Origin of the sequence: Bacteroides sp. MSSM.1001136sp1_RTP21357st2_D2_RTP21359_211015 (assembly GCF_040913205.1) — a bacterium.
Classification (GTDB): Bacteria; Bacteroidota; Bacteroidia; order Bacteroidales; family Bacteroidaceae; genus Bacteroides; species Bacteroides ovatus.
This window is the reverse complement of sequence record NZ_JBDFVF010000012.1, coordinates 66562-83253: the sequence shown is the minus strand read 5'-3', so window position 1 is coordinate 83253 and position 16692 is coordinate 66562. Positions and strand designations below refer to the sequence as shown.

Here is a 16692-nt window from a genome sequence, read left to right as displayed (position 1 = left end):
GTATATATCGATTATGAAGAAGTTTCTCTATATTTTTATTCTATTGTTTATTGTGGGATGGGCACAGGCGCAACAGCGTGTGGTATACACAATCAACGACGGATGGAAATTTACAAAAGGATCTCCGTTTGAAGCGCAGCTGGCCGGCTGTGACGACTTTTCTTGGGAGACGGTCAATATACCTCATACATGGAATAATAAAGATGCAGACGACGAAACTCCGGGATTTTATCGGGGACCGGCTTGGTACCGGAAACAATTGTTTGTAGATAAAAGCCAGGAGGGACGTCAGGCAGTGATCTATTTTGAAGGAGCCAATCAGGAAGTACGATTCTATCTGAACGGTCAGTTCGTGGGAGAACACAAAGGAGGGTATACCCGTTTCTGTTTTGACATCACTTCCCATTTGCGTTATGGACAGGAAAACCTGTTTGCCATTTATGTGAACAATGTCTATAACCCTAATATTCCTCCCTTATCTGCCGATTTTACTTTCTTTGGCGGTATCTACCGGGATGTCTATCTGCAGTTTATGAATCCGGTGCACATTGCAACGAATGATTATGCTTCGTCAGGAGTTTATATCCGTACACCCGAAGTGAACAACTCCGCAGCCTCGGTAGAAATTACTACATTACTGACGAATAATACACTTCAACCAGCAGAAATCAGGGTGGAAAATGTAATCTGCGATGCGGATGGTAAGGAAGTGAAAAAGACTCATGCGGAAATAAAGCTGGCATCCGGTGAAACAAAGACAGACATCTCTAAAAAGATAAAAATAGATTCGCCCCGTTTGTGGGATATAGACGATCCTTATCGGTATATGGTATATACGCGTATTCTCGATAAGAAAAAGGGTACTTTGCTGGATGAAGTGGTGAATCCGTTAGGCTTGCGCTGGTTTAAATTTGATTCGGAAAAAGGCTTTTTCCTGAATGGCAAAGGACGTAAACTAATCGGAACTGCCCGGCATCAGGATTATTTTCAGAAAGGAAATGCCTTGCGCGATGAGTTGCATGTACAAGATGTTCTGTTGTTGAAAGAGATGGGAGGGAACTTCCTGCGTGTGTCACATTATCCCCAAGATCCTGTAATCATGGAAATGTGTGATAAACTGGGTATTGTGACTTCGGTTGAAATCCCCGTTGTCAATGCTGTTACGGAAACTGAAGAGTTTTTGCAGAACTCCGTTGAGATGGCTAAAGAAATGGTACGTCAGGATTTCAACCGTCCTTCTGTTATGATTTGGGGGTATATGAATGAGATTTTTCTGCGTCGCCCTTATACCGAAGGCAAGCAATTGGAAGATTACTACCGCTTTACTGAAAAAGTAGCCCGTGCCTTGGAAGCGACCATTCGCGAGGAAGATCCTTCAAGATATACCATGATGGCTTATCATAATATGCCTCAATATTACGAAGACGCCCATTTGACCGAAATTCCGATGATTCAGGGGTGGAACCTGTATCAAGGCTGGTATGAGCCGGATATCAATGAGTTTCAACGTTTGCTCGACCGTGCCCATAAGGTATACAGGGGAAAAGTGTTGATGGTTACGGAATATGGACCGGGAGTAGATCCGGGACTTCATTCCTACCAGCCGGAACGTTTCGACTTCTCACAGGAATATGGTTTGGTGTATCATAAACATTATCTCCGTGAAATGATGAAACGTCCGTTTATTGCCGGTTCCAGTCTGTGGAATCTGAATGATTTTTATTCCGAATCCCGTGTCGATGCTGTTCCTCATGTAAACAATAAAGGAGTTGTCGGATTATACAGGGAGAAGAAAGATGTCTATTGGTTTTATAAGACAGCTTTGTCACGTCGTCCGATACTTGTTATAGGTAATCGGGAGTGGAAAAGCCGTGGGGGAGTGGTGAATACTGCACAGAAAGAATGTATTCAGTCTGTCCCTGTATTCTCTAATGCGGAAGAAGTAGAGCTGTTTGTGAACAATAAAAGTCTGGGAAAGAAAAAGGTAGAAGATAATTATGCCTTGTTCGACGTACCGTTCGTTGGTGGAGAGAATCTCTTGGAAGCAGTTGCCGTGGCTGGTGATAGCAAATTGCGGGATATGCTCCGGATTCAGTTCCAGTTGGTAGGCTCACAGTTGAAAGACGAAGCAATTCCATTTACGGAAATAAATGTAATGTTGGGTTCTCCGAGATATTTTGAAGACCGTACAGCAAATGTAGCATGGATTCCCGAGCAGGAGTATAAGCCCGGTAGCTGGGGATTTGTAGGCGGAACTTCTTATCGTCGTAAAACAGGATTCGGCAGTATGCTTGGTTCGGATATTGACATTCTGGGAACGGATATGAATCCAATCTTCCAGACTCAACGTGTTGGAATAAAATCTTTTAAAGCTGATGTACCGAATGGAGAATATTCCGTATATTTGTACTGGGCAGAATTGGAGTCGGACAAAGAGAGGGAAGCGTTGGTTTATAATCTGGGAGCTGACTCGGAACAGACGTTTGCCGGAAACCGTAGCTTCGGAATTTCAATGAATGGAACGACTGTTTTGGATGATTTCAACATAGCTCGTGATTACGGATATGCCCGTGCTGTTATCAAGAAATTTGTAGTAACGGTGAAGGATGGAAAAGGATTGAGTGTTGACTTCCATAAAAAAGAAGGAGAACCTATTCTGAACGCTATCCGTATTTATAGAAACTATTAATCATAAACACTGTCAATATGCTTAGGTCTATTTATTTACTGTCTTTTCTCCTCCTGCAATCTTTATTTGCTTTTGCCGGGAATGTAAAGGAGAATGTTCCGTCCTCTTTTGATTTGTATGTATGCATCGGACAATCCAACATGGCGGGGCGTGCAACATTAACTCCGGAAGTCATGGATACCCTCCAAAATGTGTATCTATTGAATGATAAGGGGAATTTTGAACCGGCAGTAAATCCTCTCAATCGTTATTCTACAGTTCGGAAAGATTTGTCAATGCAGCGTTTGGGACCGGCTTACGGCTTTGCTAAAGAGATGGCCCGACAAACGAAACGTCCTGTCGGACTGGTAGTAAATGCGCGTGGAGGCTCATCCATCAACTCCTGGCTAAAAGGGAGTAAAGACGGATATTATGAAGAAGCTCTTTCCCGGGTTCGGATTGCAATGAAGCAGGGAGGTGTTTTGAAAGCAATCCTTTGGCATCAGGGAGAAGCCGATTGTTCGAATCCGGAAGCGTATAAACAGAAACTGATTTCTTTGGTGAAAGACTTGCGGGAAGATCTGGGCATGCCGAATCTACCGGTTGTTGTAGGACAGATTTCTCAATGGAACTGGACAAAAAGAGAAGCAGGTACAGTCCCCTTTAATCAGATGATTAAAAAAGTTTCTTCATTTATTCCCCATTCTGATTGGGTATCATCGAAAGGATTGGGATGGTATAAAGATGAGAAGGACCCTCATTTTAATACGGAAGCACAACTGTTATTAGGAAAACGTTATGCGAAAAAGGTACTGAAGTTCTATAAACATCAATAGAATACCCTTTTTCGAGGAACATAAAAGCCGGCTGATTCATGAGGGATCAGCCGGCTTTTGTATGGTGAATAACTAAATACTGCCTTGTTGATAGAAAAGGAATCTATATAGTTAATTGTTTTATTATAAGTAAATTAACCTGTTGATAACTTTGTTGATATCCTTGTTGATAACTGAAATTAGGTTGTGAATAAAACCAGTAAAGAAGAGTCGTCATAAAAAAGAAGAACCGCATTTCTGCGATTCTTCTTATCTTTAGTTGCGGAGATCCGACTCGAACGAATGACCTTTGGGTTATGAGCCCAACGAGCTACCAACTGCTCCACTCCGCGATGTTTAACGGGTGCAAAGGTACGGCTTTTTTTGAAACAAACAAATAATTTGCTGAATATTTTTCGAGTAAATCATCATTTTTTTCTTATTTGGTTGAGAATGAATGAAATAATGATGAAACTTTTTCTTAGCACCTATTAATATACAAATGTTAATATTCTCTCTATTTTCTTGTATGGTCTAAAGAAAAGAATTACTTTTGCTCAAAATATTCAGCAATGTGCAATTTGTAACCTATGACCGTATCCAAGACAAAAGCCAAATTAGTAGATGTAGCCCGTCAGCTTTTTGCGAAGATGGGAGTAGAAAACACAACTATGAATGATATCGCTCTTGCTTCTAAAAAAGGTAGACGAACGCTCTATACTTATTTTAAAAGTAAGGATGAAATTTATTTGGCTGTTGTGGAATCGGAATTGGATATTCTGTCGGATATGATGAAGCGGGTGGCCGAGAAAAATATCTCACCGGACGAGAAATTGTTGGAGATGATATATACCCGGTTGGACGCGGTAAAAGAGGTGGTCTATCGAAACGGAACACTGCGTGCTTATTTCTTCCGTGATATATGGCGGGTGGAAAAAGTTCGCAAGAAGTTTGATGCAAAGGAAGTCCAGCTCTTTAAAGCCGTTCTTCTGGAAGGACAGGCAAAAGGAGTTTTCCATATTGACGATGTGGAGATGACTGCCGACTTGATACATTATTGTGTGAAAGGAATTGAAGTTCCTTATATTCGAGGCCATATAGGTGCACATCTGGATGAAGATACAAGAAATAGATATGTGTCCAACATTGTGTTTGGCGCACTGCATAGAACAGAAATTTAATTAAATAACTTTTAGTATGGGATTATTAGACGGAAAAACAGCCATTGTAACCGGTGCTGCTCGCGGTATTGGTAAGGCTATCGCTCTTAAGTTTGCTGCCGAAGGCGCAAACATCGCATTTACTGACCTTGTCATTGACGAAAATGCAGAAAATACAGCAAAGGAACTTGAAGCAATGGGCGTGAAAGCCAAAGGTTACGCTTCTAACGCGGCTAACTTTGAAGATACTGCAAAGGTCGTTGAAGAAATCCACAAGGACTTCGGACGGATCGATATATTGGTAAATAATGCCGGTATCACTCGTGACGGTTTGATGATGCGCATGAGCGAACAGCAATGGGATATGGTAATCAACGTGAACCTGAAGTCAGCATTTAACTTCATCCATGCTTGTACACCTATCATGATGCGTCAAAAAGCTGGTAGCATTATCAATATGGCCTCTGTTGTAGGTGTTCACGGAAATGCAGGACAGGCTAACTATGCTGCTTCTAAGGCAGGTATGATTGCATTGGCTAAGTCTATCGCACAAGAGTTGGGTTCTCGCGGCATCCGTGCCAACGCTATCGCTCCGGGATTCATCCTGACAGACATGACAGCTGCTCTTTCTGACGAAGTAAGAGCTGAATGGGCAAAGAAAATTCCTTTGCGTCGTGGTGGTACTCCTGAAGATGTGGCAAACATCGCTACCTTCCTGGCTTCTGATATGTCTTCTTATGTATCAGGTCAGGTGATTCAGGTAGATGGTGGTATGAATATGTAATCGAACAGAATGACTGTTGTATACGAAGACAACCATATCATTGTAGTCAACAAGACCGCTTCCGAGATTGTCCAGGCAGACAAGACGGGGGATACGCCGCTTTCGGAGACTGTGAAACAGTATCTGAAAGAGAAGTATCAGAAACCCGGAAATGTTTTCCTCGGTGTGACACATCGGCTGGACCGCCCCGTAAGCGGTCTTGTTATTTTTGCCAAAACGAGTAAGGCATTAACAAGGCTCAACGAAATGTTTCGCACCAGTGAGGTGAAAAAGACTTATTGGGCGGTTGTGAAAAATGCTCCGCAAGAACCGGAAGGTGAACTGGTACATTTTCTTGTACGTAATGAAAAGCAGAACAAAAGTTATGCATACGACAAAGAAGTGCCGAACAGCAAGAAAGCGATCTTGCATTACCGGTTGATCGGTCATTCGGAGAATTACTATTTGCTCGAAGTCGATTTAAAAACCGGACGTCATCATCAGATTCGTTGTCAGCTGGCAAAAATGGGATGCCCTATCAAGGGAGATTTGAAATATGGCTCTCCACGCTCCAATCCGGATGGGAGCATTTGTCTGCATGCCCGGAGAGTACGGTTCGTACATCCTGTCTCAAAAGAACTGATAGAGCTTGAAGCTCCTCTTCCCGAAGGGAATTTATGGAAAGGATTCGCCATAGATTAACACGGATTTCCACAGATTCATTTATTATGTTATTTAGTAGACGGTACGCAGTTTTTCTGTGGAAAACCGTGTAAATCTGTGGTTGGAACTTGCCAAAAGAGTAAACCTGCCTGCCATTTTTCTTGTAAACTCTAGCGACAGTTAGTTAATTCCTAAATAGGTAGTATATTTGCATCATTCGCTAACTATAATTTTCAATCATACCAAAGAAAAATACGAATGAAGGCATTTAAACTACTTGCACTTACTTCTTGTGTCTTGCTTGCAGCGGGAAATGGAGTAGCGCAACAGAACTATTCAAAAAGTGAAGGATTATTGCAGTACGTCGATCCGTATATCGGATCCGGTTATCATGGACACGTCTTTGTTGGGACGAGTGTTCCGTATGGAATGGTACAGCTGGGTCCTACCAATATCCATAAAGGTTGGGACTGGTGCTCGGGTTATCATTATTCCGATAGTATTTTAATCGGCTTTTCACATACCCATTTGAGCGGTACGGGCTGTACTGACTTATGTGATATTCTCATCATGCCATTGAATGAGATCCGTACTCCCAGAGGCAATCAGGATGATATACGTGATGGGTATGCTTCCAGATATTCTCATGCGAATGAAATCGCCCGTCCCGAATATTACTCTTTGCTTCTCGACCGTTACAATATCAAAGCCGAGCTGACAGCTACAGATCGTGTAGGCTTCCATCGTTATACTTATCCTGAAGGAAAACCGGCTTCCATATTAATCGACTTACGTGAAGGAAACGGATCGAATGCTTACGACAGCTATATCCGTAAGGTAGATGATTATACAGTAGAGGGTTATCGTTATGTGAGAGGCTGGAGTCCTTCCCGCAAAGTTTATTTTGTGTTGAAAAGTGATAAGAAGATAGAGCAGTTTACTGCCTATGATGATAATAACCCGCAACCTTGGGACCAACTGAAAGTGGCATCGGTGAAGAGTGTCCTCACTTTTGGTAACGTGAAGGAAGTGAAGATAAAAGTCGCCCTTTCTTCTGTCAGCTGTGACAACGCAGCGATGAACCTGCAATCCGAACTTACTCACTGGGATTTTGATAAGGTGGTGGATATGAGTGCCGACCGATGGAATAAGCAACTGGAGAAGATGACAGTAGAGACTGATGATGAGGCTTCCAAACGTGTATTCTATACCGCCCATTATCATACTATGATTGCCCCTACGCTTTTTTGCGATGTGAATGGAGAGTATAGAGGGATGAATGACATGATTTACACAGACCCGAAGAAAGTCAACTATACGACTCTTTCTTTATGGGATACCTACCGTGCATTAAATCCTTTGATGACTATTACTCAACCTGAAATGGTTGATCATGTAGTCAATTCGATGATTTCCATCTATCGTCAGCAGGACAAACTCCCTATCTGGCCTTTGATGAGTGGAGAGACCGATCAGATGCCGGGGTATAGCTCCGTGCCGGTGATTGCCGATGCATATCTGAAAGGATTTACCGGGTTCGATGCGGAAGAAGCATTGCAAGCAATGATAGCTACAGCTACTTATGAAAAGCAGAAAGGAGTACCTTATGTAGTCAAAAAAGGCTATATCCCTGCCGACAAAGTTCATGAAGCTACTTCCATAGCCATGGAGTATGCAGTAGACGACTGGGGAATTGCCGCTATGGCACGTAAGATGGGAAAGACAGAAGATGCTGAAACATTCTCAAAACGTGCTCATTATTACAAGAACTATTTTGATTCTTCTATCCATTTCATTCGTCCGAAACTGGAAGACGGCTCTTGGCGTACTCCTTACGATCCGGCACGTTCCATCCATACTGTTGGAGATTTCTGTGAAGGAAACGGATGGCAATATACTTTCTTTGCTCCACAAGACCCCTATGGGCTGATTGCCTTGTTTGGAGGTGACAAATCTTTTACAACGAAGCTTGATGGTTTCTTTACCAATACCGACAGTATGGGGGAAGAAGCATCGAGCGACATAACCGGATTGATCGGACAATATGCACATGGAAATGAACCGAGCCATCATGTTGCTTATCTTTACGCGTATGCCGGTGAACAATGGAAAACGGCGGAAAAGGTTCGTTTTATCATGAGCGATTTTTACACAGACCAGCCGGACGGTATCATCGGTAATGAGGATTGTGGCCAAATGTCTGCCTGGTATCTTCTTTCATCTATGGGACTCTATCAGGTGAACCCGTCGGATGGTGTATTTGTTTTCGGTAGCCCTTGTTTTAAGAAAGTAGAAGTGAAGGTACGTGGTGGTAACACTTTTACTGTAGAAGCACCCAATAACAGCAAAGAAAATATCTATATCCAGAAAGTGTATTTGAATGGCAAGCCTTATGATAAGAGTTATATCACTTATCAGGATATAATAAATGGCAGCACATTGAAGTTTGTAATGGGGAAAAAGCCTAATAAGAATTTTGGTAAGGCTCCGGCAAACAGACCGGTTGTTTTGAATAAGATAAATGGATAAAGATGGCTTACTTATAAAAGACAGCTAATTGTTGAAAGGAGGAAGAAGCCTCCGACAATGAAAGAATAAAGCTGGTTCTCAATATTCAATTCAGTTTTCAATAGGTATTATAAGGCTTTCCGATTGTAGCATTTAATTCTGCTTCGGAAAGCTTTATTTTATACTAGAAACGGCTGAAAAGCAAATCCTTAACAAGGACTTACTGTTTTCAGCCGTTTTGGGGAATATAGTTTTAAGAAATAAGTTAGTCCTGATTACATCTTTCCTTTAAAAAAGAATGTAATCAAGACTATTTTTATAACTATGGAAGCGGATCAGCTTTTGCCGGTCGTTTCGGATCATAAACGGCTACTCCTACTTTGGAGTCAGCACAACCATAATACAAATACCATTTGTTTTTGAAGTAGACCATTCCTTCTATAAATACGGTTCCATCCACATATTGCCCACTCTTTTCAAAGCTATCCATCGGACGGAAGAACGGTTCATCGAGACGGGTGATAAAGCGGGTAGGATCATTGGCGTCGAAGAGTGCTTGTCCGGCAGCATAGACATTGGCGGTATAGCGTTTGTCACCTCTTCCTGAATGGTTCTTACCATTATAAAGAAGGACAATTCCTTTCGGAGTGTAGATAGCCGGAGGCCCACATTCGGTGAGATGGCTGTCGAAGTAGCCGTCACGGGGAGAAAACAGCTTTTTTAGGGAACCGTCAATGTTGACAATCGGTGTCCAGTGGATTAAGTCATCGGAAGTAGCTGCGAATACATGCTCCTCTCCCCAGTACATAAAGTATTTCCCGTTGATTTTCTTGATAACCTGTTTCCCTTTAACAACTTCGGTCAGGATAGAGCCGGACTTACAACCCAGGTTGAAGAACTTTCCATCAAATGCTTTGGCAAAAGCAGGACCGTGTTTTGTCCAGTCTTTTAGGTTGCGGGAGGTCGCTACTGCCAGGCGAGGTACATGGCGATTCCATTGGGTGTACATCATTACATATAATCCGTCATCGGTTACGGCAATTCGTGGGTCTTCGCAGCCGCCGGGCCATTCCAACTCTTTTTGTGAATCATTATCCGGATAGAATACAGGAGTCTTTTCCCGTTGGAAATGTGTGCCGTCGGTAGAAGTGGCATAACCGAGGCGAGAAGTCCTGTGTCCGATACCGACACCTGATTTATCCTCTGCACGGTATAACACGACAATCTCACCATTGTAGAGTGTAGCAGCCGGATTGAATGTATCGTTCGATTCCCACGCAATAGAATCTTTGGTCAATGGACAGTAAAACTTGGTGTTTTCTATAGGAGATATTACCGGATTGACATTCTTTGGACGTTCAAAACCACCGAAAGCCCAATCGGGTAATTTGTTCTCTTTATGATTGGAAGACTGTCCGTAGGCAGTACAGGTCATCATGGTTGTAGTAAGTAGGAATAAAAAAGTTGATTTCATATTGTTCATATTATATGGGTCATTTATTTTTTAGGAGTCATATACTCCCTACATATAAATTGGAAAATAAATAAAATGCTGTCATCTGTCACCTGATTGGGCATAAATGATTGATTATAAATATACTGCAGTGTGACAGCATGATGTGACGGCAAGGTGACGACAACTTTGCTGTCACCTTGTTGAAAGTAAGGATTTTATTGCTTCTCTGCTATGTGGGCACTTATTTTTCTATCCGGAGCGGTATTCAAGGATTATCAGACTATTACGGAAGAGAGAGTTTCAGTACTTGAAACTAAAAGTTCTATTGCTTGAAACTTTTGTTTCGTCAGCGGGAAACTTTAGTTTCATCGGTGAGAAACTCTAGTTTCTCTTACTTGAAACTATGGTTTCAAAGGCGTGAAACTAAAGTTCTTCAACCTTGAAACTACTTTGGAAGCGTAAGCTTCAAGGTTAGAAACAGTTATCTCATAAGCGGGAATACAATAAAAACATAATAGAAGACTATTGGATACTATTCAGCAAGTCTACCTTTCCTTCATTCACGAGTTTTAGGATTAGTTCTCCGAACAGCGTATTTTGCCATGCAAACCAGGAACGAGTAAAGTTTTTCGGGTCGTTCTTGTGGAAAGATTCATGCATGAACCCTGTTCCGGCATCCGTATCCATCAGCATTTTGATACAGGTCTTGATTTCTGCGTCGTTTTGACTGGTGAATGCTTTCATCATAATACTCATGGGCCAAATCATATCATATCCGATGTGCGGACCGCCAATTCCTTCACCGGCAGTACCTTTGAAGAAGTAAGGATTATCTTCGCTCCATACAAACTTACGGGTATTCTGATAAATAGGATCGTTCACTTTCACATCCCCAAGATAAGGCAGGGCAATGAGACTCGGCACATTGGCATCATCCATTAACAGTTGATTGCCGAAACCGTCCACTTCGAAAGCATAGATTTTGCCATATTTCGGATGATTGTAAACCGCATATTTTTTCAGGGCTGCTTCCACTTCGTTCGACAGTGTAGTACATTCTTTAGCTAAATCAGGTTTCTTGTTGACTGTATTCAGAATTTCGGCAGCTTTGCGCAATGAAGTTACAGCAAAGAAGTTGGATGGAACGAGGAACTGGAAAGTTGTAGCATCATCCGAAGGACGGAAAGCAGAAGCAATCAGTCCGACCGGCTTTACAGGATTACCCCAGCCGTCGTTGGTCATCGTATCGAGTGCACGTTCCGTTTTACGTTGGAAACGATAAGGACCTTTCGGATCTTCTTTTCGTTGCTGTTCCTTAAACGTTTTCAGAACCTTGGCGATGGCTGTAAGCCATTCGTCGGAGAATATACTGGCATCTCCCGTCGTCTTCCAGTAATGATAAGCGAGACGGATAGGATAACAGAGCGAGTCGATTTCCCATTTGCGTTCGTGCAGTTCGGGCTTCATGTCCGTAAGGTCACTCATCCATTCGCCGCCTTCGGAATTCATGTTGAAAGCATTGGCATACGGGTCGATATTGATACACTTGAACTGACGTTTGATAACGCCGGCGAGCATTTTTTTCAGTTCTGCGTCTTTGTTGGCGAGTTGCACGTAAGACCATACTTGTGCACCCGAATCGCGCAACCACATGGCGTGGATGTCACCTGTATAAACAAACGTATCGTCTTTACCGTCAAAATGAACAGTAGTATCCAGTGTGTTCGGGAAACAGTTTTCGAACATCCATGCCAAGCGGACATTCGTCAGCAGTTGCTTGATATGCGCAATCTGTTGTTCCACAGCTTGTGAGACAAACAGACGTTTCGATGCTTCCGGACGGTTCGTCTGATAGTTGTTGATTTTGGTATTATCTTGTTGGATGACAAAATCACTGTTCGTTATAGCCTGCATATTGCTAGCACCAAAGAGTGCTATGGACAAACAAAAGGCTTTAGTTATATTCATGGTAATAGTCTTTTTTTGTTGATTAGTATTGATTATGAAAGTGTTGCGGAGAAGAAGTGTTAAATCTCTGCAAAGAATTCAATAAGACAGGCATTGTCGAGCAGCCATTTATACTGCTCCTTGTTATGTCCCGACCAATCCCTGCCTAATAATCCGTTTTCATCCCGGTAGTTTTCCCAGGCGTGAAGCGCATTTTCCACCATCGCATTGACATACGCCGGATTCTTGTCAATCTTATACAGAGCTTTCAGTCCTCTGAATAAGATCACGTTAAACCAGGCCATGTCTTTATGCACTTTGACAGTCGGGTCTTTCTTGTCGGCTTTTGTGCGGAAAAAAGCATCAGTTCCTGCGGCTGTCTGCTGTGCATCGCGCAAATACTGTTCATCTCCCGTTTCCTCATAGAGCAATACACCCGCCTGAATCATCTGTCCACTGTTGTAGGCGTACTTCTCTTTGGAAACTTTCCCTTTCAGGTTGATGTTATCCCAGTAAAGATGGTCGGTAGGGTCGCACAGATGCTTTTTCGTCCAGGCATACGTCTCTTTTGCTTTTTCGAGGTATTTGGCATCCTTCGTCAGCCGGTACAACTTGACACCGAGCACAGTAGACGGTGCATTGGAACAAGTATGCTTCGCTTCCTTCTGCTGTTCACACCAAAAGATGCCACCGCCTATCTCATCGCTCCATCCACTGTAGATATATTGATACAATGCAACGGCTTTTTCCAAAGATGCAGGCTTGTGAGTCAGTTGGTAATAATCGCAGTAATCCAGTGCAATCCAGATGTTATCGTCATAATAACGTCCGTGCTGCCCGTACTTGGTGGGGTATGACTGATAACAGGCCGGCAAGCGACTGTTATCCCAATACTGCTCCATTCCCGGTAGAATTCTTTTCTCGAGAATCTTTTTGTACTTCTTGTTTCCGGTCGCTTTGTATAAAGCCACACAACCCGACATCATCCCGGAATACGGCCATAGAAAAGAAGCCTTCAGCGTTCCGTTCTGCTGCGTTCCGCCCGCCAGATAAGTAATTTTTTGGTCGGGATTGACAGGATACGTTTCTGTTAGTAGTCCGTCATTCGTCTGATAGAGATTCAATACATTAGATAGAATTGAGTCGGCAATAGAAAGATAACGGGTATTTCCCGGTGTCTTTCCCACTGCGGAGGTAAGGCAAAATAACATACAGGCTACAAAACATATATTTCTCATAGGAATATCGGGTTGTGTGGTGAAACTTTCAGGTTATAACTAGATACAAAGATTATTTCTGCTGACGCTGGTCGAACTCCAGTTCCACCTTTACGGGGAAATGGTCTGAAGGAGTGCGCGCCTGATAAGCCTTGATGTCGATTTCTTCCGGGCAATCGTTCGCCTGCTTCTTTTCTCCCTTGCCTACGATGCTGCGGTAAGTATCAGTCAGCACACCATATCTTTTCACTTGGAAAGACGGAGAAACGAATATATGGTCGATACGGCTTTCCGTAAAGCTGTTCGGGTCGAAGTCGTTGAACGTGCCGTTGATAGCATAGCGGAAGCCGGCCTTCTCGTAAGAGTCGCACAACACCCCTTTGCTCACAAAAGCATCATAAGACTGGTGGGTCTGGTCGACATTGAAGTCTCCCGTCAGGATGGCCGGAAGCTCTTTGCCTTTGCCAAGTTCTTTCATCTTGTCCTGTACGAGGAATGCACTTTCCACACGTGCCTTCTTGCCGATATGGTCCATGTGCAGGTTGAAGAAAAGGAATTCGAAGCCGGTATCTTTGCATTTGAAGTGTCCCCAACTGCAAATACGCGGCAACACGGCATCCCATCCTTTGCTCGGCACGTCGGGAGTTTCCGACAACCAAAAATCACCTTTCTCTATCACGTCAAACTTGTCTGTGCGATAGAAAATAGCAGAATGTTCACCTTTCTCTTTGCCGTCGTCGCGACCTACACCGATATAATCATAACCGGGTAATGCCTCTTTTATATCTTTCAGTTGATGAATAAAGCACTCCTGCGTGCCGAAAATATCGAAATCGTGGTATTGCACTATTTGGGCAATGACCGGGTAACGTTGTCCCCAACCGTTTCCGTTGATTGAATCGCCACCGTTGGCGTTTCTCAAATTGTAGGAGGCAACGGTGATAGAAGTAGGCTGATAGTTACTTTGACAACCGCAAAAGACGATCGCAACAAGGGCAATTAGTAAAAGGTTTTTCAGTTTCATGTTTTTATAGTTTGTTTGGTAGATAATTCATTGATCTCCAAAAGTACAATATTTTATTCAAACGAAAGAGAGTAAGGTACATCTTTTTCTGTGGTTCCCCGTTGTTTATTGGGTACGGGGCTCATTTGAAATTGAATATTAGCACCTTTAATCAGCTGGTCATGTGTAAGGAAATTACGGGTTTGTGATTTCCCGTTTACTTTCATTTCCTTGATGTAGCGGTTGTCAAGCTGGTTGTTATCTGCCTTGATTGTGATGGTCTTTCCGTTCTCCAGATGTAACTTCGCTGATTTGAAAAGCGGGGTTCCTATGATATATTCATCCGTTCCCGGGCAAACCGGATAGAAACCGAGTGCGGAGAATACATACCAGGCGGAAGTCTGTCCGTTGTCTTCGTCACCGCAATAACCGTCGGGACCGGCGGTATATAGCTTGTTCATAATCTCACGTATCCAGTATTGGGCTTTCCAGGGCTCGCTCGAATAGTTGTAGAGATATACCATGTGCTGAATAGGCTGGTTGCCGTGCGCATATTGCCCCATGTTCATTACTTGCATTTCACGCATTTCGTGAATCATGCCGCGGCTTTCCATTCCCAGTTTACCCGGGATGACAAAGACGGAATCCATCATCGCGTTGAATTCTTTCTTGCCTCCCATCAGGTTGATAAGTCCTTGCGGGTCGTGGAATACGCAGAAGCTCCAGTGCCAGCTATTCCCTTCGCAAAATTCACCGCTCCAGTCCACTGCATCGAAATTCGGATTGAATACGCCTTTGTTGTCTTTGCCAACCATCAGTTTGCGTTCCGGGTGATAGACATTTTTGTAGTTCAGCGCGTGTTTCTTATAAATGTCGATTTCGCTCTCCGGTTTACCGAGTTTCTTGCCTAATGTATAAATTGCCCAGTCGTTGTAAGCATACTCCAATGTACGTGCAACGTTTTGTCCTATGCCGATATTGTTGGCAACATATCCCAGTTGGTTGTAAGATTCGTAACCGAGACGACCTGAAGCAGTCCCGCGAAGATGTGCATTTGCTCCATGTTTCAATGCTTCCCAAAGAGTTTCGATATCATATCCTCGCAATCCTTTGATGTAAGCGTCGGCCACTACGGAAGCCGAGTTGTTGCCTACCATACAATCCCGATGTCCCGGGCTGGCCCATTCCGGCAGGAAACCGCTTTCCTTGTAAGTATTTACTAGTCCCTCCTGCATCTTTTGATTCATTGACGGATACATCAGGTTGAGGAAAGGGAACAAGCAGCGGAACGTGTCCCAGAATCCGGTGTCGGTAAACATATAACCGGGACGCACTTCGCCGTTGTAGGGGCTGTAATGCATGACTTGTCCCTTAGCATCTATCTCGTAGAAACTGCGTGGAAAAAGCATGGAACGGTATAAACAGGAATAGAAGGTGCGTAAATTATCGATATTATCGTCTTCTATCTCTATTTTACTCATTTCACGGTTCCAAATCTCTCTTCCGTTCGCTACCAGTTGGTCGAAACTGTTTTTGCCAAGCTCTTTGAGATTCAACTCCGCCTGTTCGGGGCTGATAAAGGAGGAAGCAACACGTGCGTGTACGATTTCTCCCTTTTTCGTGGCGAATCCGATCACGGCCCCTGTGTGGTTTCCTTTTGCTTCTGTTTCATTCGGAAGAATGTTGTTTTCGAAAACTGTGGAAACGAATGTGAACGGTTTGTCGAATTGAATCACGAAATAGTTTTTGAAGTTTTCCGGCACACCGCCGCTATTCTTGGTTGAATAGCCGATAATCTTGTTTTCTTCCGGAATCACTTTCACATAAGAACCTTTGTCGAAAGCGTCTACAATCACGTAGGCATTCTTTGTCTCCGGATACGTGAAACGGAACATGACGGCACGCTCCGTAGGAGCAAGCTCGGTTGTTACATCATGGTCGGCAAGGTATACCTTATAATAATAAGGTTTGGCAACTTCCGCTTTGTGAGAGAACCAACTGGCACGTCGGTCTTGATCGAATACCAGTCCGCCGGTGATAGGCATGATGGCAAACTGCCCGTAGTCGTTCATCCAGGGACTGGGCTGATGTGTTTGTTTGAATCCCCGGATTTTGTCGGCATCATACGTGTACGCCCAACCGTCTCCCATTTTACCGGTCTGCGGTGTCCAGAAATTCATTCCCCACGGCAATGCCGTAGCCGGATACGTGTTTCCGGTAGACAGTTCAAACTTGGATTGAGTGCCCACCAGTGTGCTGACATAGTCTACCGGATTCTTAACGGCAGAAGATTGCAGGCTGTACAACACGGCACCTCCAAGAAATAGCAAGTGTTTAAATGAAAAATGTGTTTTCATGAACAAATGAATTTATTGATTTGAAAATAATTTCTACGACGAAAATAGGGAGAAAAGGAATGTGCTTCTAGTAATAGAGGGGCTAAATCGCCTCTTGTCGCTGAAATTAACTACTCTGGCACGGAGCTTTACTTA

11 protein-coding genes and 1 tRNA gene are annotated in these 16692 nt (G+C 43.4%); 6 read left to right on the top strand and 6 right to left on the bottom strand.

All coding sequences use genetic code 11. The features are described 5' to 3' along the window. Positions 1 to 13 precede the first annotated feature (13 nt). Entirely contained in the window at positions 14 to 2689 is a 2676-nt protein-coding gene (locus AB5217_RS09865) for a glycoside hydrolase family 2 TIM barrel-domain containing protein (protein ID WP_032844611.1), read from the top strand. A gap of 17 nt (positions 2690 to 2706) precedes the next feature. Then, on the top strand, positions 2707 to 3504 hold the full coding sequence (locus AB5217_RS09860; protein WP_032844609.1) for a sialate O-acetylesterase: 798 nt from the start codon (positions 2707 to 2709) through the stop codon (positions 3502 to 3504). 259 nt (positions 3505 to 3763) lie between these two features. Here the strand turns inward: AB5217_RS09860 and AB5217_RS09855 are convergent. Further along, a tRNA-Met gene (locus tag AB5217_RS09855) sits at positions 3764 to 3836 on the bottom strand. Between the two features lie 237 nt (positions 3837 to 4073). Here AB5217_RS09855 and AB5217_RS09850 point away from each other — a divergent pair. The 4 genes from AB5217_RS09850 (at position 4074) to AB5217_RS09835 (ending at position 8598) form a co-directional block, all read left to right on the top strand. Next, positions 4074 to 4664 carry a TetR/AcrR family transcriptional regulator gene (locus AB5217_RS09850; protein WP_004299903.1) on the top strand — a complete coding sequence of 197 codons (591 nt, stop codon included), beginning with the start codon at positions 4074 to 4076 and terminating at the stop codon, positions 4662 to 4664. A 16-nt stretch (positions 4665 to 4680) separates the two neighbouring features. Continuing rightward, positions 4681 to 5427 carry a 3-oxoacyl-[acyl-carrier-protein] reductase gene (gene fabG, locus AB5217_RS09845; RefSeq protein WP_004299904.1) on the top strand — a complete coding sequence of 249 codons (747 nt, stop codon included), beginning with the start codon at positions 4681 to 4683 and terminating at the stop codon, positions 5425 to 5427. Positions 5428 to 5436: 9 nt separating this feature from the next. After that, positions 5437 to 6108 carry an RluA family pseudouridine synthase gene (locus AB5217_RS09840; RefSeq protein WP_004304960.1) on the top strand — a complete coding sequence of 224 codons (672 nt, stop codon included), beginning with the start codon at positions 5437 to 5439 and terminating at the stop codon, positions 6106 to 6108. Between the two features lie 219 nt (positions 6109 to 6327). Continuing rightward, on the top strand, positions 6328 to 8598 hold the full coding sequence (locus AB5217_RS09835; RefSeq protein ID WP_032844607.1) for a GH92 family glycosyl hydrolase: 2271 nt from the start codon (positions 6328 to 6330) through the stop codon (positions 8596 to 8598). Positions 8599 to 8899: 301 nt separating this feature from the next. Here AB5217_RS09835 and AB5217_RS09830 read toward each other — a convergent pair whose 3' ends face one another. The 5 genes from AB5217_RS09830 to AB5217_RS09810 form a co-directional block, all read right to left on the bottom strand. Beyond that, the gene (locus tag AB5217_RS09830) at positions 8900 to 10060 is read right to left on the bottom strand and encodes a glycoside hydrolase family 130 protein (RefSeq protein ID WP_008997875.1); all 1161 of its coding nucleotides are present in this window, start codon (positions 10058 to 10060) and stop codon (positions 8900 to 8902) included. A gap of 495 nt (positions 10061 to 10555) precedes the next feature. Continuing rightward, positions 10556 to 12001: a glycoside hydrolase family 125 protein gene (locus AB5217_RS09825; RefSeq protein ID WP_080706983.1), complete on the bottom strand. Its 1446-nt coding sequence runs from the start codon at positions 11999 to 12001 to the stop codon at positions 10556 to 10558. 59 nt (positions 12002 to 12060) lie between these two features. Beyond that, complete coding sequence (locus AB5217_RS09820; protein ID WP_011108409.1) at positions 12061 to 13218, bottom strand: glycoside hydrolase family 76 protein; 1158 nt, start codon at positions 13216 to 13218, stop codon at positions 12061 to 12063. A gap of 52 nt (positions 13219 to 13270) precedes the next feature. Then, on the bottom strand, positions 13271 to 14221 hold the full coding sequence (locus AB5217_RS09815) for an endonuclease/exonuclease/phosphatase family protein (protein WP_032844604.1): 951 nt from the start codon (positions 14219 to 14221) through the stop codon (positions 13271 to 13273). Between the two features lie 53 nt (positions 14222 to 14274). Then, complete coding sequence (locus AB5217_RS09810; RefSeq protein ID WP_004299912.1) at positions 14275 to 16557, bottom strand: GH92 family glycosyl hydrolase; 2283 nt, start codon at positions 16555 to 16557, stop codon at positions 14275 to 14277. Between the last annotated feature and the right edge of the window lie 135 nt (positions 16558 to 16692).